Genomic DNA, 23042 nt, shown 5'->3' on the forward strand with positions numbered 1-23042 from the left:
GCAAATCCTTTAAATTCAATGCATGATAAAAACTCCTTCGACAACTAGCTGGATACCACTTTTCCCACTGGGAACCACCCTATTTCCAGGCGGTGTAATTGCTCTCAAAATTTTTGAAGCTCGTTACCTGGACATGATGAAGCGTTGCTTACGTGAAAACTCGCCTTTCGGGGTTGTGAGCATTCTCGACAATAAACCGATTGATTCAGATGCAAGTGCTCTCGCCAATTTTTCAAACATTGGGACCTTAGCAAAACTGGAGGAATTTGATCCGATTCAGCCCGCTCTTTACATGACTAAGTCCTATGGAACTCAGCGCTTTCATATCTTGCACATTAAGCAAGAATCCGATGGCTTATGGATGGGCGAAGTTGAGCTGATTGATGCTGACCCTGAAATACCATTGCCAAAGGAGCACGAAAAAGTGGCTGCTCTTCTTCATGAGATTATTGCTGTCATCAAAAGTGAAGATTTGCTTGGGGATGGGTCATTCAAAATCCCAGAAAATCTAGATGATTGCGGATGGGTCTCTAATCGATTGGCCGAACTCCTGCCGCTTCCCCCAGCCCAGAAGAATCACTTACTCGCTCAGAGCAATCCCAGAATCCGACTCGATTTAATTTCAGAAATTATTGAGGACAATGATCTTCGCAGCACTCTCATTCATTAAAAAATATGATTGATGAGCTCATTCGTCGGTCAATTCGAGAAATGGTGGGCGGCGGTGGTCCGCCAGTCGCATTTCTCGAGCCCGCTGGTGATAGAGGCTTATTCGGTCCAGAATCTATAGCCTGGAAAGTGCATGCTGATTTTATTTCGATGATGATCGGTGGCATTAGTTCATTGGTAATGCAGGCTCTTCACCCAAAGGCACTTGCTGGCGTATGGGATCACTCAAGCTTCAGAGAGGATCTCAAAGGTAGATTAGGCAGAACAGCGTTCTTCATTGCTGCAACTACTTATGGCTCTCATGAAATGGCCAACAACGCTATTCATCGCGTCAATCAGATCCACCGGAAGGTCACTGGGTTTGATGAATTTAACGAGCCCTATAGAGCTGATGATCCCAAGCTACTCGCGTGGGTTCACCTAACAGAAACCCGAAGCTTTATGCGCTCTTATGAGTCTTATCAAAGTGAGTCTCTCCGCGCACAAGAAAAAGATCAGTATTTCTTGGAAATGAAAATGCTGGGCGAAAAGTTGGGGGCTATTAATCTTCCAGACAGCTATGCCGGCACTGAGCATGCGATCAAGCAGTACATCCCCAAACTTCACTACGGTGACAGGGCCAAAAGTATTGTTGCAATGCTAGACAACTTTCCAAGCAATCTCAGCGCCAAGCCTTTTGTAAAGATAATCAGTCGCGCAGGATTTCTGAATCTACCAGATTGGGTATACCCCATCATTAACCGACCCCAACCAAGAAGGCTAGAGAGATTGGCAATGAGTTCTGCCATTCGACTCATGGCCATCCCAGTGAGAGAGGCGCTAAAGGATGGCGTAGCTGCCCATTCCCTTCGCAGAGTGTATGGATCATCCAAATGAAAAGGCAAACATGATTACAAATTATCTGATTTCTGGCATGGTGGGAATCATGTTGTTCTTCACCGTTATAGTAGCGCCCACCGTATTCAGAGTCCTTCCTGTAGAGTGGTCTAGCAAGTACGTAAGGAACTTTTTTCCAAAATACTATGCCAGCCTTGGGCTTGTCACTTTGATAGCTATATTTACAGAACAAGATGCTGCGAGCAGGCTGTACCTAATTGCATGTGCGATTTTATTCGCCTTCACCTTATTTTTTCTCACAGGGAAAATCAATGCCGCAAAAGACGAAGGTAAGAATAAGCAGTTCCACATACTGCACGGCTTAAGTGTTGTTATCAATATCACTCAACTTGGTATTTTTATTTACTTACTGACTAAAACACTATGAAACCATTCAAGAAATATATTGTTACCGGCCTACTCACTTCAGCAGCTCTATCGTCATATGCTCAAGATGCTAGTCAAGGGAAGTTCACCCAGAACTACAAAGAAGCATGCATCAAGAAGCAAGTCCAACTACATGTGAAGTTAAAAGAGGTGTCGGCCGATTCTTTTGGCGAGTATTGCGATTGCGTCACACGTAAACTCGTGACAAATCTCAGTCCAAATCAATTAACAGAGCTCACCCACCAGGGCAAAGGTCGCCCCGCTTGGCTAAAGGCAGAAGAGCAATCAGCCAGTAAGTCTTGTATTAAAGAGGGTCCTGGGATTCGGACTTAGCCTGATCAGGTTCGGAACCTAGTTTGGTAGCCTGAGTTTTTGCCGACAATAAAGGGGCTGCGCTCATTTTCTCGCCATCCCACACTTGGCCACACCAACACTCTCCTGCATCATTAATGATGCAGACGCCTGAGCCACAACAACGCTTATCTGGTGCTTTCATGATTAACCTATTTGTTCCGAACAATTCATAATGAAGCCTATTCTAGAGTTTTTATCGTAATTGTGTACACGCCCCACCAAGATTTACCAAGCATGCAAAATTCCTTATTTAACCAATTAAACTCATCCGATCCAATATGCCTACTGGAAAAAGATGGGCGGGCTGAATATTTCCATCATTTTTATGATGCAGATGAATCTGATCATCTTTACAAATACCTACTGAGCTCTCTTGTCTGGGAGGCGGATGAGATCAAAATGTTTGGTAACTTAGTAAAGACCGCAAGAAAAGTTGCGTGGGTGGGCGATCCTGAGTGCACATACACTTACTCTGGAGTTCAAAAAATACCTCAGACCTGGATTAGTGCGTTATTGGAAGTAAAGCATAAGCTTGAACAATTTACTGGCCACACCTACAACTCTTGCTTACTCAATCTGTATCACAGCGGTGCCGAGGGAATGGGCTGGCACAGTGACAATGAGAGAGAGTTAGGCGGTACGAACCCCATTGCATCTATCAGCTTGGGCGCTCGACGTAAGTTTGCATTTCGCCATAAGCAAGATAAAACAACTTGTCCAATATTTCTAGAGCATGGCAGTGCATTAATCATGTATCCACCTATTCAGGAACATTGGCATCACAGTCTTCTCAAGACAACAATGGTTAAAAGCCCTCGAATTAATCTGACTTTTCGAAAAATACTTCCCCGCATATGAATAGCAATAAAGAAATTGAGAGAGTGGCAATTATTGGCGCAGGAATTGCAGGCCTTTCTTGTGCGCGGGAGCTCAAGCTGCAAGGAATCTCAGCAGATATCTTTGAAAAAAGTCGTGGCCCCAGTGGGCGCATGAGCACTCGTCGAAGTGAAGGGTGGTCAGCAGACCATGGTGCCCAATACTTTACTGCTAGAGATCCCCGCTTTATTCAGGAGGTGCAACAATGGATGCGGGCCGGTACTGCCGCTATTTGGACACCCAAAATCAAGGTGTATGAGGCCAAGGCATGGCGTGAGAGCAATTCACAAGAAATTCGCTATATTGGCACCCCCAATATGAACTCCCCGGGAAAGCATCTTGCCGAAGAATTATCAATTCAATATGAGACAACAATCTCACAGTTAGATCGGAGATCTGACAAGTGGCATCTTCGAAGCAATGAGATTGGCGATATTCCAACATCATATGATTTTGTCGTATTGGCTATACCTGCACCTCAGGCAAGCGCCTTAGTGAGGAGCCTTGATATCAGAGCTTCTGATATCGCCGACTCAGCACAGATGAAGGCCTGCTGGACAATGATGGCGAATTTTCCCAATCAGAAAACAGCAGATTTTGATGCGGCATTTATCAATCAAGAAATCATTGGCTGGATTTGCCAGAATGGATCCAAGCCAATGCGTCAAGGAAATACTTGGACCATTCATGGCAGCCCAGCCTGGAGTCAAGAGAATGTGGAGCTCAGCAAAGAGGATGCCCAAGACCAGATGGTGCAATGCCTGACAAGGCTGGGATTAAATTGTCGGGATGCCGAAATCAGCATGCACCGTTGGCGTTATGCAAGTGGCGGCTTAGAAAATTCAATCAGCTTTCTTTCGCTACCCGATATTGGTCTGGGACTTTGTAGCGACTGGCTCAATGGCGGAAGAGTCGAGGGCGCTTGGTTAAGTGGTCTCGAGCTAGCTTTGATGCTAAAAGAAATTTAGCGGGAAATTATTTCCAACGCGCCATTGCAGCATCATCGGTCACGCGGGCATCAACCCACTTACTGCCTTCTGGGGTTTCTTCTTTCTTCCAAAATGGTGCTGCTGTTTTTAGGTAGTCCATGATGAACTCACAAGCAGCAAATGCCTCGCCTCGATGAGCGCTAGTTACTGCTACCAAAACAATTTGGTCTTCGGGCAACAGCGGTCCTACTCGATGGATGACTAGCGTCTTGTAAAGATCCCAGCGACCTGTAGCTTGCTTAATGATTTCCTCTAAGGCTTTTTCCGTCATGCCAGGATAGTGCTCCAGCATCATGCCCTTGACTTGACTGCCGTCATTCATATCTCGGACAGTACCCACAAAAGTCACTATTGCACCAACACGCGGATCATCCTTGCGCAGCGCCTTAACTTCTGTAGTGAGATCAAAGTCTTGCTCTTGAATGCGGATGAAATCATTCTGCATCTTAACCACCAGTAACCGGGGGGAAGAAAGCCACTTCAGAACCTTCTACTAGCGGAGTGGAATCAGCCACCATCTCTTGATTTAAGGCGCAACGAATTACCTTGCTACTCGCCAATACTTGAGCCCAGGGATTTCCTCGTTGAATAAGATAGCTTCTTAAGTCAGCAATGGTTTTGACCTCTGCCGGTACAGCAATGCTCTCACCAGAAAGACTAAGACCCTCTCTCAAGGAAGCAAAGAATCGCAATTCGAGTTTCATATAAGAATCGTAATACGATTAGTAGAGGAGTGCGTTAAATGGAATGTACTTCACTATATCGCCAGCTTTAAACGCTTGGCCCGGCGGACAATCTACTAAGCCATCACCCCATGAAGCACTTGTAAGCACTCCAGAGCTTTGGTTTGGGAATAAATCTAAACCGCCCTGCGCGTTGATCTTAACCCTCAGAAACTCGTTACGACGATCCCCTTTAAGCCAATCAAAGTCAGCGCGCATTGGGTAAGACTGTGGCATACCTGCATCTCGGCCTTGTAACTTCAGAATAAACGGTCGCACAAATAATAGGAAGGTTACAAAACTGGATACTGGATTCCCAGGAAGTCCGATAAACCAAGTTTCTGCTTCGGACCCATTGCTCTTTGGGGCATCTGATTTGCGCACAGCACCAAAAGCTAGAGGCTTGCCAGGCTTAATGGCAATCTGCCAGAGATCCAATCGTCCCTCAGCAGTCACTGCTGGTTTTATGTGATCCTCTTCGCCAACAGATACACCACCAGAAGTAATGATCAGATCATGATCTTTGCTGGCCTTGCGAAGCGTTTCTTTGGTGGCCTCCAGGCTATCGGGAACGATTCCAAAGTCTGTGGCATCGCATCCCAAGGATTTAATACACGCTAACAAAGTATCGCGATTGGAGTTGTAGATGCCACCCGGCTTAAGCGGCTCACCTGGCAGAGAAAGCTCATCGCCAGTGAAAAATGCAGCAACTCTGACCTTACGTTTTACATTTAAATGCGTCAGACCAGCAGACGCTGCAACACCTAATTCTTGTGGCCTGAGAAAAGTACCCGCAGTCAGAGCTGTTTGGCCTGCAGTCAGGTCCTCACCTCTTCGACGGATCCATTGACCTGAAATTGGCGCAATATTGACCTGCACTTGATCGGTTGAGCCCTCTGATATAGCGCAGTCTTCTTGCATGACAACCGCATCAGCACCTGGGGGCACTGGGGCGCCTGTAAAAATTCTGGCAGCAGTGCCAGGCTCTAGCTCGGTACCCATGGATCCCGCTGGAATACGCTGTGCAATCTTGAGAGTGCTTCCAGGAGTTTGCGTATCCGCAGTACGCACAGCATAGCCATCCATGGAAGTGTTATCGAGTGGAGGCACATCGACCAGACTGCTTACATTCTCTGCAAGCACACGGCCTAAGGCGGTTTGCATCGTGACCATTTCACTATCACCTACCGCTTTTGCATTTGACAGCAGGTGATCTAAAGCCTGCTGAGCAGTCAACATCGGAGGCTTAGTCATAGGGCTTTATTTTTGAGTTAGTTAACGTGGGTAGTAATGAAGTGTTTCACTTGATTGACATCAGCCTCGATATTTTCAACGCGTTGCGGCTTTGATTTGATATCTTTAAATGCTGGCGGGCATTCTGCTGGACGCCCCAATGCCACTTCAATCGTTTCTTCAAACTTAATAGGCAAAGCAGTTTCCAAAACAATCATTGGAATGCCTGCTTGCAAATGCTCGCGCGCCACCTTCACACCATCAGCTGTATGCGTATCAATCATCACGCCATACTGTGAATCAATATTGCGAATGGTGTCTAGGCGATTCTGATGAGTACTGCGACCGGATTGGAATCCGTACTTGGTAATGTCTTTAAATACGGCGTCTTTTGAAATATCAAAGCCGCCTGCTTCATCAACCTGCTTGAACATGCCAGCAGTTACTTTGCCGTCCTTACCCATAAGATCAAATACAAAGCGCTCAAAATTACTCGCTTTAGAAATGTCCATAGATGGGCTAGAAGTATGCAAAGTTTCGGCAGACTTACGTGCACGGTAAACACCGGTGCGGAAAAATTCATCGAGAACATCGTTCTCGTTAGTAGCAGCAATGAGGTGCGCAATTGGCAAACCCATCATGCGAGCAATATGGCCAGCGCAGATATTGCCAAAGTTACCCGATGGCACTGTGAAAGAGACTTTTTCTGTGCTGGATTTTGTTGCCAGCAAATAACCTTGGAAGTAATACACAACTTGAGCCACTACACGACCCCAGTTAATGGAGTTCACGGTTCCAATTTGATGATTTGCTTTAAAGCCATGGTCATTACTGACTGCCTTGACGATATCTTGACAGTCATCAAATACGCCGGCAACTGCCAAGTTAAAAATATTCGGGTCTTGCAGGGAATACATTTGCGCAGACTGGAAAGCACTCATCTTGCCGCGTGGTGAGAGCATAAATACTTTCACGCCTTCTTTGCCGCGCATCGCATATTCAGCAGCGCTACCAGTATCGCCAGAAGTCGCGCCCAAAATATTGAGCTTCTGACCTTTCTTCCTTAGCGCGTATTCAAAGAGATTGCCGAGCAATTGCATCGCCATATCTTTAAATGCCAGTGTTGGTCCGTTAGACAGGCTCAATAAGCCGATACGAGTACCCTGCTCTTCACCCAACCAATGTAATGGCGTGATGTCTTTGGCATTATCTTCAGTGCGGCCATTGCAATAGACCTGCTCTGTATACGTCTTACGCAACAAAGCACGTAAATCTGCCTCAGGTATATCGTCGCAATATAAACTCAACACTTCGTAAGCGAGATCAGCATAGGACATCCCGCGCCAAGAATCCAGCTGCTCTTTAGTTACTTGAGGGTACTCGGTAGGCAGATATAAGCCACCATCTGGAGCTAATCCACCGAGCAAGATTTCTAAAAAGGATTGCTGTGGGCTATTGCCCCGAGTTGATTGGTAACGCATGTATTTATCTTAAGAAAGATTTTCTAAACGGATCTTCACTACTTCGCCAGCAACAGTTTTCAGATTCTGAATTTCCTGAATCGCTGCCAGCATGTGTTTTTCTTTGGTCTCGTGAGTCAGTGCAACCAAATCAGTTTGACTTTCACCTTCATCCGCTTCTTTTTGCAAGAGCGCATCAATAGAGATGCTATGGGACGCCAAAATCTTAGTGATATCCGCTAACACGCCCGCCTGATCGGCTACGCGCAAACGCAAGTAATAGCTGGTGGTGATCTCACCCATTGGCAATACAGTGATATCGCGCACTGCATCAGGCTGAAATGCCAAGTAAGGAACACGATTCTCAGGGCTAGCACCCAATAAACGCGTGATATCTACCAAGTCAGCAATCACAGCCGAGGCTGTCGGCTCAGAGCCTGCGCCTTTACCGTAATAAAGCGTAGTTCCGACTGCATCTCCAAATACCTGAACAGCATTCATAGCACCTTCAACGTTTGCAATGAGGCGCTTAGTCGGAATCAAGGTTGGGTGCACACGCAATTCAACACCGGCAGTTGTCTTCTTAGCAATACCAAGCAACTTAATGCGATAGCCCAACTGCTCAGCGTATTTAATATCGACGGCATCAAGCTTCGTAATACCCTCAACATGAGCTTTTTCAAATTGCATTGGAATCCCAAATGCAATTGCGCTCATGATGGTTGCTTTATGAGCGGCATCTACACCTTCAATATCGAATGTAGGGTCTGCTTCTGCGTAACCTAAACGCTGCGCCTCTTGCAAGACGGTCGCGAAGTCCAAGCCTTTATCACGCATCTCAGAAAGAATGAAATTCGTTGTGCCATTGATAATGCCAGCGATCCACTCAATACGGTTTGCAGTCAAACCTTCGCGAAGTGCCTTGATGATTGGAATGCCGCCAGCAACAGCCGCTTCAAATGCAACCATCACACCCTTCTCATGGGCAGCCTTAAAAATCTCATTGCCATGTACAGCGATCAAAGCCTTGTTGGCAGTGACGACATGTTTGCCAGCAGCGATTGCCTCCATCACCAAATCCTTAGCAATGCCGTAACCACCGATCAATTCAACAACGATATTAATCTCAGGATTATTAATAACTGCACGCGCATCACTCACTACTTGGGCGTGATCCTTAACCAACTCTTTGGCACGCTCTACATTGAGGTCAGCAACGGTATTGATACGAATGCCACGACCAGCGCGACGGGTAATTTCATCCTGGTTGCGCTCGAGAACAGTAAATACACCACCACCTACAGTGCCAATACCTAATAGACCAACTTGAATCGGTTTCATGATGCCTTTGTTGCTGTTGAGTTAGCCGCTTTACGACTATGTTTTTGACGATAACGCTCAAGAAAACGTGCAAGACGGCCAATAGCCTCTTTAAGCACATCCTCATGAGGTAAGAACACGACACGGAAGTGGTCTGACTTGCCCCAGTTAAAGCCGGAGCCCTGCACCAACAACACTTTTTCCTCTTTCAAGAGATCAGCTACAAACTGCTGATCATCTTCGATTGGATACATTTCAGGATCTAGCTTTGGAAATAAATACAAAGCGGACTTTGGCTTAACGCAAGTCACGCCAGGGATTTCTGTAATGAGTTTCCATGCGAGATCACGTTGCTTAGCCAATCGACCACCTTCGCTGACTAGGTCATTAATGCTTTGATAGCCACCCAATGCCGTTTGAATGGCGTACTGGCCTGGCACATTGGCGCACAGGCGCATTGAGGACAGTATGTTTAGACCCTCGATGTAATCGCGAATCATCTCTTTATCGCCAGAAACCACCATCCAGCCGGCACGATAGCCGCAAGAGCGATAGTTCTTGGACAAACCGTTGAAGGTAATTGTGACCACATCAGTGGATAAGGATGCCAAAGAGATATGCTTCTCTTGGTCGTACAACATTTTGTCGTAAATTTCATCCGCAAAGAGAATCAAACCATGCTCACGCGCAATTGAAGTTAGCTCAGCCAATACTTCTTTTGAGTAAATTGCGCCTGTTGGGTTGTTGGGGTTGATCACCACAATCGCTTTAGTGCGCGGCGTAATTCGTTTACGTAAATCTGCTAGATCTGGGGCCCACTCCTTAGACTCATCACACAAGTAATGAACTGGAGTACCGCCAGATAGGCTGACAGCAGCTGTCCATAATGGGTAATCAGGGGCTGGCACCAAAACTTCATCGCCGTTATTGAGTAATGCGTTCATTGCTAATACGATCAACTCGGAAACACCATTACCGGTATAGATGTCATCCAAAGTAACACCCTGGATGCCTTTTTCTTGGCAATACTGCATGATGGCTTTGCGAGCTGCAAAAATTCCTTTGGAATCGGAGTACGCTGAGGCATTACCCAAATTACGGATCATGTCCAACTGAATCTCTTCTGGAGGATCGAAACCAAAAACACCCACATTACCGATGTTTAATTTGATGATTTTGTGACCCTCCTCCTCCATGCGCTGAGCAAGCTCCAGCACGGGTCCACGAATGTCGTAGCAGACGTGATTGAGTTTTTCGGACTTTAGGATCGGTTTCACAATAAATTAAAGGGTAAGTTCTTGAAAACTAGGAAAAAACAGCTAGCTATAATCCACATAATTATGACAGAGAGTCCACGTGAAGCTTCAATCTGACCCCCATTCCGGAGCCAATACGATCACCGGTTACGGTGACGGCTACATTGAGATCAATAAGATCCCCTACAGTCACGGGGTTTTATTGAGCTCAGATGGCGAAATCCTGGAGTGGACTATCAAGTCCTTTGAGGAACTAAGTTCGACAGATTTCACTCAAATGGCCTCTCTCAAGCCTGAATTGATCATTATTGGCACCGGCAAACGCCAGCGCTTCCCAAAGCCTGAGCTCTTAAAAACCCTGATCGAGGCCAAAGTTGGCTTCGAAGTAATGGATTCTCAAGCCGCTTGTCGCACTTACAACATTCTTGTTGGAGAAGGTCGCCAGGTTCTACTCGCTCTTATCGTGGAAGCCGTCTGATGCAGTTTGGCCAAATTCGGCAGTCTAGCGCCCTCAATCCAATCTCGATTTTGATTCTGGTCCTAATCTATGGCTTGCTGTGGTTTGGCACCCTCAACTACCGCCACCTCATTCCGTCTGATGAAGGACGTTATGCCGAGATTGCGCGTGAGATGCTCGTCACTGGAGATTGGGTTACACCCCGCTACAACGGCTACAAGTATTTTGAAAAACCCCCATTACAGATTTGGGCTACCGCTACCGCCTTTAATCTTTTTGGTATCGGTGATTGGCAGGCGCGCTTGTGGACTGCACTCACTGGCTTTATAACAATTGTATTTATTGGATTTACTGGCGCACGCATTTATAGCCCACGGGCAGGCTGGTTAGCTGCAATTGCTTTAGCGTCCAGCCCAATGTGGGTGATTGGTGGACACATCAACTCACTGGATATGGGGTTGTCAGCATTTTTAGTTGCTGCACTGTGTAGTCTTTTGTTGGCACAAACTGCTCGCAACACGAGCAACACCAGAAAGTGGATGTGGGCCTGCTGGGTCTTCATGGCCCTAGCAACCTTATCTAAAGGCGTCATTGGGGTTGCCATCCCCGGCATGGTCTTTATTGTTTATTCCATTACAGCGTGGGACTGGAAAATCTGGAAACGGCTACACATTATTAGCGGCACGATTTTATTTTTAGCAATTACTGCGCCTTGGTTTGCTCTAGTAGCGCAACGTAATCCAGAGTTCCTGGAATTCTTCTTTATTCATGAACATCTGCAACGATTCACGCAAACGGCTCACAGTAGAACGGGTCCAATTTATTACTTCATACCACTGCTACTACTAGGCTTTTTGCCATGGATTGCGCAAACTCCTGGCGCCCTTACTCAGGCCTGGCGAGAGCGTAATCGTGAGTTCTCCAGCGGCTGGTTGCTCACCTGCTGGTTTGCAGTAATCATGGGGTTCTTTAGCATCTCTCAATCTAAATTACCTGGCTACATCATCCCAGTCTTTCCAGCACTGGCAATGCTTGTCGGCCATCGCTTAGATCGCAATCTGGGTTTTAGTAATTCACTGGGATTGCCTTGGAAATTACAAGCCCTCTTCTTTGCAATCTTAGGTGGTATTGGATTTTTCTTCTTAGGCGAAGTTGGCAAACAAGCTAGGCCAGATGAAATTGAATCCTACGCCCAATATACTTATTGGATCATTGCGGCACTCATCGCATTGATTGCATTTAGTCTTCTAGCGTTGGCGCAAAGCAAACGCAATGGCCTGAGCAGTATCACCAGCTTTGCGAGCAGTTTTTTTCTCTGTGCAATCATCGCGGGCACGGGCCATGAAACTCTGGGGCGCGCAGTCTCGGGCATCGACTTAGTAGAAAAAGTAAAAGCTGGCATCCCAGATAAAGTCAATTTTTATTCCATACGAATCCTAGATCACACAGTACCCTTCTATTTAGGTAGAACCATGATCATGGTGGAATCTCCAGATGAGCTTGAGTTTGGCGTGAAACAAGAGCCCCAATTGTGGCTTCCCACATTTGATGCTTTTATCGAGCGCTGGAAAGAAGATCAGACGGCTTATGCCTTAATGGTTCCAGAGCAATATGTTGAGTTACAGAAATTAAACGTCCCCATACAAGAGGTGGGTAGAGATTCTCGGCGCGTGATTGTTAAACACCCAGAGTTGCAAAATAGCTCAGCACAATAAATTCTTAAGGCCACTATGTCAGTCACTCAAAGTACCCTGCCTTTTATTCCGTTTACGCGCCCACACTTCAATCAAGAAACTATTGATGCCGTTGCCGAGGTATTGCGCTCAGGCTGGGTAACCTCGGGACCAAAACTAGCTGAGTTTGAGGCTACCTTGAGCGAATACTTTGGTGGTCGTCCAGTTCGTTGTTTTGCCAACGGCACTGCCACTATGAAAATCGCCTTACAGGTTGCTGGCATTGGTCCTGGTGATGAAGTGATTACTACCCCAATATCATGGGTTGCAACGTCCAATGTCATTCTGAGTGTTGGGGCTACCCCCGTCTTTGTGGATATTGATCCCATCACCCGCAATATTGATTTAAGCAAGCTAGCTGCAGCTGTTACACCGAAGACGCGCGCCATCATGCCGGTTTACTTGGCCGGGCTACCCGTCAATATGGATCAACTCTATGACCTCGCTAAGCAATACAAGCTGCGCGTAATTGAAGATGCAGCACAAGCGTTTGGATCGCAGTGGAAAGGCCAAAAGATTGGCAGCATCGGTGATCTCGTGAGCTTTAGTTTTCAGGCAAATAAAAATTTATCTACTGTTGAGGGTGGCTGCCTTGTTCTCAACACTGATGATGAAGCTAAGCTTGCGGAGAAGTTTCGCCTGCAAGGACTCACACGCCAAGGCGTCGATGGCATGGATGTAGATGTCTTAGGCGGCAAAGATAATTTGACTGATGTGAATGCAGTCATTGGCTTGCATCAACTCAAAATGTTGCCGGGGTTTCAGGCGCGTAGGAGTGCTTTAGCAAGGCAGTACTTTGATGCCATTCGCAGTGAATTGCGGTCTGCTGGTTTAGATAAACTCAACTTAGAGTTGCCAGTAGAAAACTTTGCCGATAGCAACTGGCATATGTTCCAAGTTATTCTGCCGCTTGAGCAATTGAACGTAGATCGAGCACAGGTAATGACCGAGTTAAAAGATTTGGGCATTGGCACAGGCGTTCACTACCCCACCATTACCGGATTTACGCTTTATCAAGAGCTGGGTTACAAAGTTCAAGCCACTCCAATCGCAGAGCGTATTGGTCGCTCCATTTTGACTCTACCCCTCTTTCCAGGCATGGCGGATGAAGATATTGGCCGTATAGCCAGTGCTTTGACTGGAATTTTGAAGAAACACTGTAAAAAATAGAGTTGAGAGCAGAATCAGGCAAAATTACAGCATGACTGCAAATTTAGCTACCCAAGCCTGCAATCCCACACTTAGCATTGTTATCCCCGTTTATAACGAGGAAGATGGTCTTCAAGCACTCTTTGATCGCCTATACCCTGCACTAGATATGATGGCTAGCAAGCGCAACATTGCTTATGAAGTGGTGTTTGTAAATGATGGCAGCAAAGATCGCTCCGCTGGCATCCTAGCCAAACAAGTTGAGCTGCGCCCTGATGTCACTCGTGCAGTCTTATTTCACAGCAACTTTGGTCAACACATGGCCATCATGGCTGGCTTTGAATATTCCCGTGGCGAATATATCATCACCCTCGATGCCGATCTGCAGAATCCGCCTGAAGAAATTGATGCTCTGGTAAATGAATTACGCAAAGGTCACGACTACGTTGGCACTATCCGCGCTAATCGTCGCGACAGTTTCTTCAGAAAATTCGCTTCCCGTGCGATGAATCATTTACGCCAGAAAATCACACGGATCACAATGACTGACCAAGGGTGCATGCTGCGTGGCTACAGCCGTCGCATCGTTGACCTAGTACGTCAGTGCGATGAAAGCAATACCTTTATTCCAGCCCTGGCCTATACCTTCGCATCTAATCCGACTGAGATTAGCGTCAAACATGAAGAACGCTTTGCCGGCGAATCTAAATACAGTCTGTATCAACTTATTCGCCTGAACTTTGATTTGGTGACTGGATTCTCCGTAATGCCTTTGCAGATTTTCTCGATTCTGGGAATGTTGCTGGCAATGGCTGCAGGTAGCCTGTTTATATACCTCTTAGTTCGCCGCTTCGTTCTAGGCGCTGAGGTTGAAGGGGTTTTCACACTCTTCGCCCTCACCTTCTTCTTAATTGGTGTAATGCTATTTGGCCTTGGCTTACTCGGTGAATATATTGGCCGCATCTACCAACAGGTTCGCGAGCGTCCACGCTATGTTGTGCAAACTGTTTTAGAGAAAAAATAATTGCACGCAGTCGTCTTTGCTTATCACGATGTTGGTGTTAATTGCCTCAAGGCATTGCTGGGTGCAGGCATTGAGATTGATCTAGTGGTGACTCATCAAGACGATCCCAATGAGAATGTCTGGTTTGGAAGTGTTGCCAAACTTTGTGAGGATAAAAAAATTCCTTACATCACACCAAATGCAAATCAGTTAATGGATCTTGTGCCGCAGATTCAGAAACTGGCACCCGATTATCTCTTCTCCTTCTACTACCGTCATATGATTCCGCCTGAGCTCTTGGCCTGTGCCAAGATTGGCGCCTTGAATATGCATGGGTCACTGCTACCAAAGTTTCGTGGGCGGGCACCAGTCAACTGGGCCATTCTGCACGGAGAAACTGAAACTGGCGCCACATTGCACATCATGGAATCCAAACCAGATGCAGGAGACATTGTGGGGCAATCAGCCGTCTCAATTGGCTCCAATGAAACCGCCACAGAAGTGTTTGGCAAAGTCAGCAAAGCAGCGGTTATCGTAATGAATCAGGTATTATCCGAGCTTGTTCAGGGCCACATCCCCAGAAAACCCAATTATCTGGCTCAGGGAAGCTATTTTGGCGGCCGCAAGCCTGCAGATGGTCAAATTCTGTGGAATAAGACAGCTCAGCAGGTTCACAACCTCGTCAGAGCGGTTGCACCCCCCTATCCCGGGGCTTTTACCGACTGGGAAGGTCAACGCAGGATTGTGTCTCGCACCAGCCTAGAAGGCCCATTCCCGGGGGAGCTAGATCTTCAGGCTCCCGGTATCCAAGTGGTTGATAATCAAGTATTCGGCGTTTGTGGCGACCAAAAAGCAGTAGCGATACTGGACTGGTTCCCAGCTAACAGCTAACAAATTAAAAGTAGCACTCTTTAGATTAAAAAACGAGGCAGTAAAGATGAAAAAAGTACTCATTCTTGGCGTAAACGGTTTTATCGGTCACCACCTTTCAAAGCGCATCCTTGAGACAACCGATTGGGATGTCTATGGCATGGATATGCAAAACGATCGCCTTGGTGATTTAGTAAACCATCCTCGCATGCACTTCTTTGAGGGTGATATCACTATCAATAAAGAATGGGTTGAATATCACATCCGTAAATGTGACGTCATCCTGCCTTTAGTGGCAATTGCGACACCAGCAACTTACGTTCAGCAACCGCTCAAAGTATTTGAGCTCGACTTCGAAGCCAATTTGCCCATCGTTCGCTCAGCCGTTAAATACAAAAAGCATTTGGTGTTTCCATCTACATCTGAAGTCTATGGCATGTGTGAAGACGGCGAATTTGATCCCGCTAAATCCAATATGGTTTATGGTCCGATCAATAAACCACGCTGGATCTATGCTTGCTCTAAGCAATTGATGGACCGCGTGATCTGGGGTTATGGCATGGAAGGTTTGCGCTTTACCCTCTTCCGTCCGTTTAACTGGATTGGCCCTGGTCTGGATAGTATTTACACACCAAAAGAAGGCTCTTCCCGCGTAGTGACGCAGTTCTTGGGTCATATCGTTCGTGGTGAATCTATCAATGTCGTAGATGGCGGCGCGCAGAAACGTGCGTTTACTTATGTTGATGATGGTATCGACGCCTTAATGCGCATCATCGATAACAAAGATGGTATTGCTAATGGCAAGATCTACAACATTGGCAATCCAAAGAACAATCATTCTATTCGTGAACTCGCCAATCAGATGTTGGAGATTGCTCGCAGTATTCCGGAGTACGCAAAGACAGCTAATGAAGTGAAAATTGTGGAAACAACTTCTGGCGCTTACTACGGCGAAGGCTATCAAGACGTTCAGAATCGCGTTCCTGCAATTGACAATACGATGAGTGAATTAGGTTGGAAGCCAACAACCAATATGAGCGATGCGTTGAAGAATATTTTTGAAGCCTATCGGGAAGATGTAGAAAAAGCGCGTCACTTGGTTGACAACGAATAAGCTCCAAGGTTCATGGCTAAGATTGCACTCAAGGTAGATGTTGATACCTTACGCGGCACCAAAGAAGGCGCCCCTAATCTAGCCCGTACGCTTGAACGCTTTGGTCTTAAAGCCACTTTCTTATTCAGCTTAGGCCCCGACCATACTGGCTGGGCACTTAAGCGAGTTTTTAGACCGGGCTTTCTAAAGAAAGTGAGTCGCACTTCTGTTGTTGAGCACTACGGCATTAAGACTTTGCTCTACGGCGTCCTACTTCCCGGTCCAGACATTGGTAAGCAAGCTGCCACCGAAATGCGTGCGATTGATGCTGCTGGCCATGAAACTGGAATTCACACTTGGGATCATGTGGCTTGGCAAGATGCCGTGCGCAATCGTGATCCCGAGTGGACTAAGGCACAGATGCAAAAAAGCTGGGATCGTTTTATGGAGATCTTTGGTCACCCACCAGTTACTTATGGTGCAGCTGGCTGGCAAATGAATGAAGCTGCTTTTGAGCAACTGGATCAATGGGGCATTAAATATTCTTCCGACGGCAGAGCTGAACCTAACTTGATGCCTTATCGTTTTGAACTTCCATCTGGCAAAGCAAAACATGTCCAGTACCCTACTACCCTCCCCACTTTTGATGAGTTAATTGGCATTGATGATGCCGATGAGTTTGGCGCTGTTAAGAAGCTACTAGAAATCACCCAAAGCAATCCGAATGACCAGGTCTTCACACTACATGCCGAGCTCGAAGGTCAGAAGCTTCTACCAGCCTTTGAGCAACTCTTGGCAGGCTGGCTGAACCAAGGGCACGACCTAGTTACGATGGGTGAGCTTCATCAATCTTGGGAAGCCACCAAGCAACTCGATAAAATAGCCGTACAGCCCATCACCTGGGGAGAGATTCCCAACCGAAGTGGCGAACTCATTTTGCAAGCCGTATAAGTAGCACTAAAGTTAATTAAGAGAGCCTCATCATGACAGTAGAAATCGGTAAACCAATGCCCCAGTGCGCAATCCCAGCAACATCGGGGCTGACCTTTACACCAGATTCAGCCAAAGGCAAAAAACTGGTTATCTACTTTTATCCAAAAGACATGACCCCTGGTTGCACTGCGGAGTCCGGTGAATTCCGTGACAATATTGAAGCCTTCGCCAAGGCCAATACTTTGATCGTTGGTGTATCTCGAGATAGCCTCAAATCTCACGACAACTTCCGCAGCAAACTGGAGTTGCCATTTGAGCTCGTTGCCGATACCGAAGAAATCTTATGCCAACTCTTTGGCGTGATGAAGATGAAGAATATGTACGGCAAGCAGGTTCGCGGTGTTGAGCGCAGCACCTTCCTTTTTGACTCTTCGGGCAAGCTCGTTAAAGAGTGGCGTGGACTTAAGGTTCCAGGGCATGTGACAGAGGTATTACAAGCCGCTCAAGTTACTAAATAATTTTTAAATTAATTTAATCCGGGGTACTTGCAAAGCCCAAAATTTGGGGTAAAGTTGTTTATATGCACCGTAAACGACGGGAAAGTCTAACAATCCGTTTGACTCATCAGCCTGAATACTTAACAGCAGGCTCGGTAAACAACCCCCGCCGTTTTACAGATCGTTTTGCACCCAGTTTCGTTATAAACCGTCAATGCAATCCGCTTGGCGGTTTTTTCTTTTAGGAGAGTATGCATGCCATTGCCCCCAATCCCAACTCAAATTGCTGGTCAAGTAAAAATTAGCAGTAAAGATACTCCAAATTTAAAGAAACGTCCTGCACCAGCGAAAACCGTTTCGATGGAAAACCATACTCCTGATTGGGCGACAGATGCAGAGGAGGATCTTTCTGCCGCTGAAGTGGCGCTCGAGAAAATCAAAGGTGATCGTAGGCCAACAGTAACTCGTAGTGAGCGCGGCGATAACAAAGTGGCTAGCGTTCCAGAAAAGCCAAAGCGCATTATTCGCACTGGCCCTCCAAGCCTCTTTGTCCTCGATACCAATGTATTGATGCATGATCCGAGCTCTCTGTTCCGCTTCTCCGAGCATGACCTTTTCTTGCCAATGACCACTCTGGAAGAATTGGACAACCACAAGAAGGGGATGACTGAAGTTGCGCGTAACGCGCGTACTGTCAGCCGCTCTCTAGATCAACTGGTCGCCGGGACTAGCGGCACATTAGATGAAGGCATTCCACTCAATAAGCTTGGCAATCAAGATGTTTCAGGCCGCCTCTTTTTCCAGACCAAACTCACCACCCAAGCATTACCAGAGGGATTGCCTGAAGGTAAAGGTGACAACCTGATTCTTGCTGTTGTGAGCGAGCTCCAAAAGACGCGTAAGGGTCAAGAAGTTGTTTTGGTATCCAAAGATATCAATATGCGTATTAAGGCTCGTGCATTAGGTCTGCCTGCTGAAGATTATTTCAATGACCAGGTGCTGGAAGACCGAGATTTAATGTATTCCGGAGTCATGGCATTGCCAGCAGACTTTTGGCCAAAGCATGGCAAAGATATGGAAAGCTGGGCTGACGGTAAATCCGGCACGATGTTTTATCGCGTAAACGGTCCTTCGGTTCCGAGCATGTTAGTCAATGAGTTTGTCTATCAAGAAAATCCAGATGGCTCGACTCCATTCTATGCTCAAGTAAAAGAGATAAATGGCAAGACCGCCCTACTTCAAACCTTGAGAGACTTCTCTCATCAAAAAAATAATGTGTGGAGTGTTACTGCCCGTAATCGCGAACAGAACTTTGCCATGAACCTGCTGATGAACCCAGATGTGGATTTCATCACCTTGTTGGGTCAGGCGGGTACCGGTAAAACCTTGCTGGCCTTGGCTGCTGGCTTGGAGCAAGTACTTGATAGCAAGCGCTATAACGAGATCATCATTACCCGCGCCACCGTGCCCGTTGGTGAAGACATTGGATTTTTACCAGGTACAGAAGAAGAGAAGATGCAACCTTGGATGGGTGCATTTGATGACAACCTCGAGGTGTTGCAACGCAACGAGGATGGCGGTGCTGGCGAATGGGGTCGTGCCGCTACACAAGAATTGATTCGTTCACGTATCAAAGTAAAGAGCATGAACTTCATGCGCGGCAGAACCTTTGTCAGCAAGTTTGTAATTATTGATGAGGCGCAAAACTTAACCCCTAAACAAATGAAGACTTTGGTCACTCGAGCAGGTCCAGGCACCAAGATTGTTTGTTTAGGCAATATTGCGCAGATCGATACGCCTTACTTAACTGAGGGATCCTCAGGTCTAACGTATGTAGTGGATCGCTTCAAAGGCTGGCGTCATGGTGGACATGTGACTCTAGCCCGCGGAGAACGTTCACGCCTTGCGGATCATGCTGCTGACGCACTCTAAGCAACCCCTCTCATGCCGCACTCTAATGGGGTGCGGCATTTTTATTTGCGCCCTAGCAATACTGTCGGGTTGTAGCAGCTTTAGCTCAAAAAATAATGCAGTTAAAGTTTCTCAGTTCAAGCAAGACACGAGTGTAGGCACAGAAGACATCTCTATTGCAGCAGTAGGTTTGGTTGGTGTGCCATATCGCTATGGTGGCAACAATCCTAAAGGTGGATTCGATTGCAGCGGTCTGATTGCTTACGTTTACAACAAGTCGGCTAATATAAAACTGCCGCGGACTATTCAAGAGATGAGTAATCGGGGTCAAAGCGTAGATAACGGGCCACCTGCACCAGGAGATTTAGTTTTTTTTAATACTACTGGCGCAAAGTACTCACACGCGGGCATCTATGTAGGGCAAGGCAGGTTTGTCCACGCTCCAAGTGCTGGAGGAACCGTGCGCCTGGAATACATCACTACGCCATACTGGGCGGCTAGATTTACTGAGGCTAGAAGACTGACATCTTCGACTCAGTAATTAACTCGATGATTATCTCAATAGCCACTATCCTTTCAGATGCATATTAGAAATAATCCTTTATAGAATTTATTTGCAAAAGCCTTCCACAGCATAGGAATTAAGCAATGAAAGAATTAGATTTAGACCGCATTCAAGAGATTTTGGTCGCTGCAGCAACCGATATCGGCCTCAAGATTTTGGCTGCAATTGCTTTTTGGGTTATTGGCCGCTGGTTAATTGGCATCTCTTTAAAGGTGATTCGCAGGGGGCTTGAAACTCAAAAATTAGACCCAACGATTCTTCGTTATGTAGGCTCTATTGTATCTGTCACTTTGAACATTCTTCTAGTTATTGGAATCCTGGGTTATTTCGGTATTCAGACAACCAGCTTTGCCGCCTTAATTGCAACTGCCGGCATTGCAATCGGTGCTGCATGGGCAGGATTACTCTCCAATTTTGCTGCAGGTGTATTTGTAATCGTGTTGCGCCCTTTCAAAGTAGGTGACTTTGTTACTGCAGGCGGCATTACTGGTACCGTTAAAGAGATTGGCCTATTCTCATCGACTATCTATACACCAGATAATATTGCCACTATGGTTGGCAATACGAAAATTTTAGCCGACACCATTCAGAACTTTAGTCATAGCCCCTATCGACGCGTTGATCTCAAGTACCAACTATCTGGCGCGGCAGATCAAAACGCTGCGATGGCGCTTCTTCGCGAAAAGATTGCCTACATTCCAAACGTATTACAAGATCCAGGTGTTGAGGTAAATATTTTGGAATTTAATTTAGTTGGTCCAGTACTAGCCGTTCGTCCTTATTGCAACAATAATGACTACTGGCAAGTCTACTTTGATAGTAACCGCGTTATGAGCGAGTCCCTAACTGCAGCAGGCTTCCCCGCTCCAGTGGCCACTCAAAATATGGTGATGAAACAGAATTAACTTTTGCGGCAACCAACCAGGAGATGTTCACATGAAGAAAATTATCATCGCTTTAAGCATTGCATTCAATTTTTTAATCCCATCGCTTGCTTTTGCAGATCAAGCAGCCTGTGAAGCCAAAGCAGTTAGCAAAGAAGGTAAGCCACTCTACGGCGCTGCTAAAGATGCATCTATTAAGAAATGTATGGGGGATGCCAAGCCCAATGATTGCGAAGCTAAGGCAGTCAGCAAGGATGGCAAGCCGCTGTATGGCGCTGCTAAAGCTGCATCCATTAAGAAGTGTGAGGGCAGCAAGTAAATACCCTTCTCTTTAAGTTAAAAAGCCTCGTAATGCGAGGCTTTTTTATTCTGATTTGTTGTTGCTGATTTGTTTCAGCATTCTGCTTTTGACTTAGAACGGTTCGTATCCACCAGAGGAGTAGCCAACTGATCCCATCGCCAAGTTGTCGAACTTGGTATACGGACCCTGCCAGCTTAAACGCACAGTACCAATTGGTCCGTTACGCTGTTTGCCGATAATGATCTCTGCCATACCTTTGTCTTGCGTTGTATCTGGGTGATACACCTCATCACGATAGATGAACATAATTAAGTCGGCATCTTGCTCGATCGCGCCTGACTCTCGCAAATCAGACATGATTGGGCGCTTATTCGGGCGTTGCTCAAGACCACGGTTTAACTGTGACAAGGCAACAACTGGACACTGCAATTCTTTTGCGAGCGATTTAAGAGAGCGTGAGATTTCAGAAATCTCGGTTGCGCGGTTCTCAGAACCAGAGCCGCTCATCAACTGCAAGTAATCAATCACAACAAGGCCAAGCGTTCCACCAAAGTTACGCGCGATACGACGTGCGCGTGCACGCAGTTCTAGACTTGATAAGGCACCTGTCTCATCAATCAAAATTTGGGTATTACTTAAACGAGCAATCGCATCAGTAACGCGTGGCCACTCATCATCTTGCAACTTGCCGGTACGCATGCGACCTTGATCAACGCGCCCCACTGAACCCAATAAACGAGCTGCCAATTGCTCACCCGACATCTCCATTGAGAACACAACGACTGGTAATCCTTCGGCCAATGCGACGTTCTCTGCAATATTAAGTGCGAAAGCTGTTTTACCCATCGACGGTCTTCCAGCAACAATGACTAAGTCGCCTTTTTGCAGGCCGCTAGTTTGTTTATCAAGATCAATAAATCCAGTTGCAATTCCGGTGATGTCGCTTCCACCTTGACGGTTGTAAAGCTCATCAATACGAGCAACAACGGTTTTGAGCAAGGGCTCAATCTCGAGGTAGTCTGCTTTGCGACTACCCTCCTCACCAATTTGGAGAATGCGGGATTCCGCTTCATCCAAGAGTGTTCTGACAGAGCGACCCTCTGGAACAAATGCAGAGTTGACAATGTTGTCAGATACTTCGATCAGGCGACGCAGAATGCTGCGGTCACGAACAATGTCTGCATAGCCTTTAATGTTCGCTGCACTTGGTGTGCTTTGCGCTAACGAATTGAGGTAATCAATACCAACTAAATCGCCACCTTGCTCAGACTTAACAGCCTCATGAACAGTAATGACGTCAGCGGGATGATTGTCGCCAACTAAACGCTGAATGACCTTGTAGATCAGAGCATGCTCAGGACGATAGAAATCTTTATCAGTTAACACACCACCTAGGCGATCCCAGGCTGTGTTATCGATCAGTAAACCGCCGAGCAAAGATTGCTCGGCTTCTACAGAATGCGGAGGTACTTTTAAAGCCTGCAAGGCTGGATCCCCAGAACCC

The 23042-nt window shown here is 46.6% G+C and carries 26 protein-coding genes; 18 read left to right on the forward strand and 8 right to left on the reverse strand.

Annotation, left to right across the window (positions count from 1 at the left end; genetic code table 11):
• The first annotated feature begins 22 nt into the window (after positions 1-22).
• The 4 genes from B7X71_RS01175 to B7X71_RS01190 are packed head-to-tail and all read left to right on the forward strand — an operon-like array spanning position 23 to position 2265.
• Complete coding sequence (locus B7X71_RS01175) at positions 23-670, forward strand: LON peptidase substrate-binding domain-containing protein (RefSeq protein WP_293596973.1); 648 nt, start codon at positions 23-25, stop codon at positions 668-670.
• A gap of 5 nt (positions 671-675) precedes the next feature.
• On the forward strand, positions 676-1545 hold the full coding sequence (locus B7X71_RS01180; RefSeq protein ID WP_293596974.1) for an oxygenase MpaB family protein: 870 nt from the start codon (positions 676-678) through the stop codon (positions 1543-1545).
• Positions 1529-1933: a DUF4149 domain-containing protein gene (locus B7X71_RS01185; protein ID WP_293596975.1), complete on the forward strand. Its 405-nt coding sequence runs from the start codon at positions 1529-1531 to the stop codon at positions 1931-1933. Before B7X71_RS01180 ends, B7X71_RS01185 begins: the two co-directional genes overlap by 17 nt.
• Positions 1930-2265, forward strand: a complete 336-nt coding sequence (locus B7X71_RS01190; RefSeq protein ID WP_293596976.1) for a hypothetical protein — start codon at positions 1930-1932, stop codon at positions 2263-2265. The genes B7X71_RS01185 and B7X71_RS01190 overlap by 4 nt, the downstream gene beginning before the upstream one ends.
• Here B7X71_RS01190 and B7X71_RS01195 read toward each other — a convergent pair.
• Positions 2237-2428: a hypothetical protein gene (locus B7X71_RS01195; protein ID WP_293596977.1), complete on the reverse strand. Its 192-nt coding sequence runs from the start codon at positions 2426-2428 to the stop codon at positions 2237-2239. The two genes, B7X71_RS01190 and B7X71_RS01195, sit on opposite strands and share 29 nt — an antisense overlap.
• Positions 2429-2520: 92 nt before the next feature.
• On the opposite strand from B7X71_RS01195, the gene B7X71_RS01200 reads away from it, so the two are divergent.
• Both B7X71_RS01200 and B7X71_RS01205 read left to right on the forward strand, forming a co-directional pair.
• Positions 2521-3144: an alpha-ketoglutarate-dependent dioxygenase AlkB gene (locus B7X71_RS01200; RefSeq protein WP_293596978.1), complete on the forward strand. Its 624-nt coding sequence runs from the start codon at positions 2521-2523 to the stop codon at positions 3142-3144.
• Positions 3141-4130, forward strand: a complete 990-nt coding sequence (locus B7X71_RS01205; RefSeq protein WP_293596979.1) for an FAD-dependent oxidoreductase — start codon at positions 3141-3143, stop codon at positions 4128-4130. The genes B7X71_RS01200 and B7X71_RS01205 overlap by 4 nt, the downstream gene beginning before the upstream one ends.
• 7 nt (positions 4131-4137) lie before the next feature.
• On the opposite strand, the gene moaE is transcribed toward B7X71_RS01205, so the two are convergent.
• The 6 genes from moaE to B7X71_RS01235 are packed head-to-tail and all read right to left on the reverse strand — an operon-like array spanning position 4138 to position 10163.
• The gene (gene moaE / locus B7X71_RS01210; RefSeq protein ID WP_293596980.1) at positions 4138-4596 is read right to left on the reverse strand and encodes a molybdopterin synthase catalytic subunit MoaE; all 459 of its coding nucleotides are present in this window, start codon (positions 4594-4596) and stop codon (positions 4138-4140) included.
• A 1-nt stretch (position 4597) separates the two neighbouring features.
• Positions 4598-4855 (reverse strand): molybdopterin converting factor subunit 1, encoded by a 258-nt coding sequence (gene moaD, locus B7X71_RS01215; RefSeq protein ID WP_293596981.1) that lies wholly within the window; start codon positions 4853-4855, stop codon positions 4598-4600.
• A gap of 18 nt (positions 4856-4873) precedes the next feature.
• Positions 4874-6112 (reverse strand): gephyrin-like molybdotransferase Glp, encoded by a 1239-nt coding sequence (gene glp / locus B7X71_RS01220; RefSeq protein ID WP_293596997.1) that lies wholly within the window; start codon positions 6110-6112, stop codon positions 4874-4876.
• A gap of 32 nt (positions 6113-6144) precedes the next feature.
• The gene (gene thrC / locus B7X71_RS01225; protein WP_293596982.1) at positions 6145-7587 is read right to left on the reverse strand and encodes a threonine synthase; all 1443 of its coding nucleotides are present in this window, start codon (positions 7585-7587) and stop codon (positions 6145-6147) included.
• Positions 7588-7596: 9 nt separating this feature from the next.
• Positions 7597-8907 carry a homoserine dehydrogenase gene (locus B7X71_RS01230; RefSeq protein ID WP_293596983.1) on the reverse strand — a complete coding sequence of 437 codons (1311 nt, stop codon included), beginning with the start codon at positions 8905-8907 and terminating at the stop codon, positions 7597-7599.
• Entirely contained in the window at positions 8904-10163 is a 1260-nt protein-coding gene (locus B7X71_RS01235) for a pyridoxal phosphate-dependent aminotransferase (RefSeq protein WP_293596984.1), read from the reverse strand. The genes B7X71_RS01230 and B7X71_RS01235 overlap by 4 nt, the downstream gene beginning before the upstream one ends.
• A 79-nt stretch (positions 10164-10242) precedes the next feature.
• On the opposite strand from B7X71_RS01235, the gene B7X71_RS01240 reads away from it, so the two are divergent.
• The 12 genes from B7X71_RS01240 to B7X71_RS01295 all read left to right on the forward strand — a co-directional run bounded on the left by B7X71_RS01240 (position 10243) and on the right by B7X71_RS01295 (position 21556).
• Positions 10243-10620: an Mth938-like domain-containing protein gene (locus B7X71_RS01240; protein WP_293596985.1), complete on the forward strand. Its 378-nt coding sequence runs from the start codon at positions 10243-10245 to the stop codon at positions 10618-10620.
• Positions 10620-12314 carry a glycosyltransferase family 39 protein gene (locus tag B7X71_RS01245; RefSeq protein WP_293596986.1) on the forward strand — a complete coding sequence of 565 codons (1695 nt, stop codon included), beginning with the start codon at positions 10620-10622 and terminating at the stop codon, positions 12312-12314. The genes B7X71_RS01240 and B7X71_RS01245 overlap by 1 nt, the downstream gene beginning before the upstream one ends.
• Before the next feature lie 15 nt (positions 12315-12329).
• Positions 12330-13502: a DegT/DnrJ/EryC1/StrS aminotransferase family protein gene (locus B7X71_RS01250; protein ID WP_293596987.1), complete on the forward strand. Its 1173-nt coding sequence runs from the start codon at positions 12330-12332 to the stop codon at positions 13500-13502.
• A gap of 31 nt (positions 13503-13533) precedes the next feature.
• A complete protein-coding gene (locus B7X71_RS01255; protein ID WP_293596988.1) occupies positions 13534-14505 on the forward strand; it encodes a glycosyltransferase in 972 nt (323 codons plus the stop codon).
• Positions 14506-15375: a formyltransferase gene (locus B7X71_RS01260; RefSeq protein ID WP_293596989.1), complete on the forward strand. Its 870-nt coding sequence runs from the start codon at positions 14506-14508 to the stop codon at positions 15373-15375.
• A gap of 46 nt (positions 15376-15421) precedes the next feature.
• Positions 15422-16468 (forward strand): bifunctional UDP-4-keto-pentose/UDP-xylose synthase, encoded by a 1047-nt coding sequence (locus B7X71_RS01265; RefSeq protein WP_293596990.1) that lies wholly within the window; start codon positions 15422-15424, stop codon positions 16466-16468.
• A gap of 12 nt (positions 16469-16480) precedes the next feature.
• Positions 16481-17398 (forward strand): polysaccharide deacetylase family protein, encoded by a 918-nt coding sequence (locus B7X71_RS01270; protein WP_293596991.1) that lies wholly within the window; start codon positions 16481-16483, stop codon positions 17396-17398.
• A gap of 32 nt (positions 17399-17430) precedes the next feature.
• Positions 17431-17898, forward strand: a complete 468-nt coding sequence (locus B7X71_RS01275) for a peroxiredoxin (RefSeq protein WP_293596992.1) — start codon at positions 17431-17433, stop codon at positions 17896-17898.
• 234 nt (positions 17899-18132) lie between these two features.
• A complete protein-coding gene (locus tag B7X71_RS01280; protein WP_293596993.1) occupies positions 18133-19809 on the forward strand; it encodes a PhoH family protein in 1677 nt (558 codons plus the stop codon).
• Complete coding sequence (locus B7X71_RS01285; protein WP_293596994.1) at positions 19790-20329, forward strand: C40 family peptidase; 540 nt, start codon at positions 19790-19792, stop codon at positions 20327-20329. Before B7X71_RS01280 ends, B7X71_RS01285 begins: the two co-directional genes overlap by 20 nt.
• 107 nt (positions 20330-20436) lie before the next feature.
• On the forward strand, positions 20437-21258 hold the full coding sequence (locus B7X71_RS01290) for a mechanosensitive ion channel family protein (RefSeq protein WP_293596995.1): 822 nt from the start codon (positions 20437-20439) through the stop codon (positions 21256-21258).
• A 31-nt stretch (positions 21259-21289) separates the two neighbouring features.
• On the forward strand, positions 21290-21556 hold the full coding sequence (locus B7X71_RS01295) for a hypothetical protein (RefSeq protein ID WP_293596996.1): 267 nt from the start codon (positions 21290-21292) through the stop codon (positions 21554-21556).
• Between the two features lie 93 nt (positions 21557-21649).
• Here the strand turns inward: B7X71_RS01295 and dnaB are convergent, their stop codons facing one another.
• Positions 21650-23023, reverse strand: a complete 1374-nt coding sequence (gene dnaB / locus B7X71_RS01300) for a replicative DNA helicase (protein ID WP_293596998.1) — start codon at positions 23021-23023, stop codon at positions 21650-21652.
• Positions 23024-23042 lie beyond the last annotated feature (19 nt).

This window comes from Polynucleobacter sp. 39-46-10, assembly GCF_002282275.1.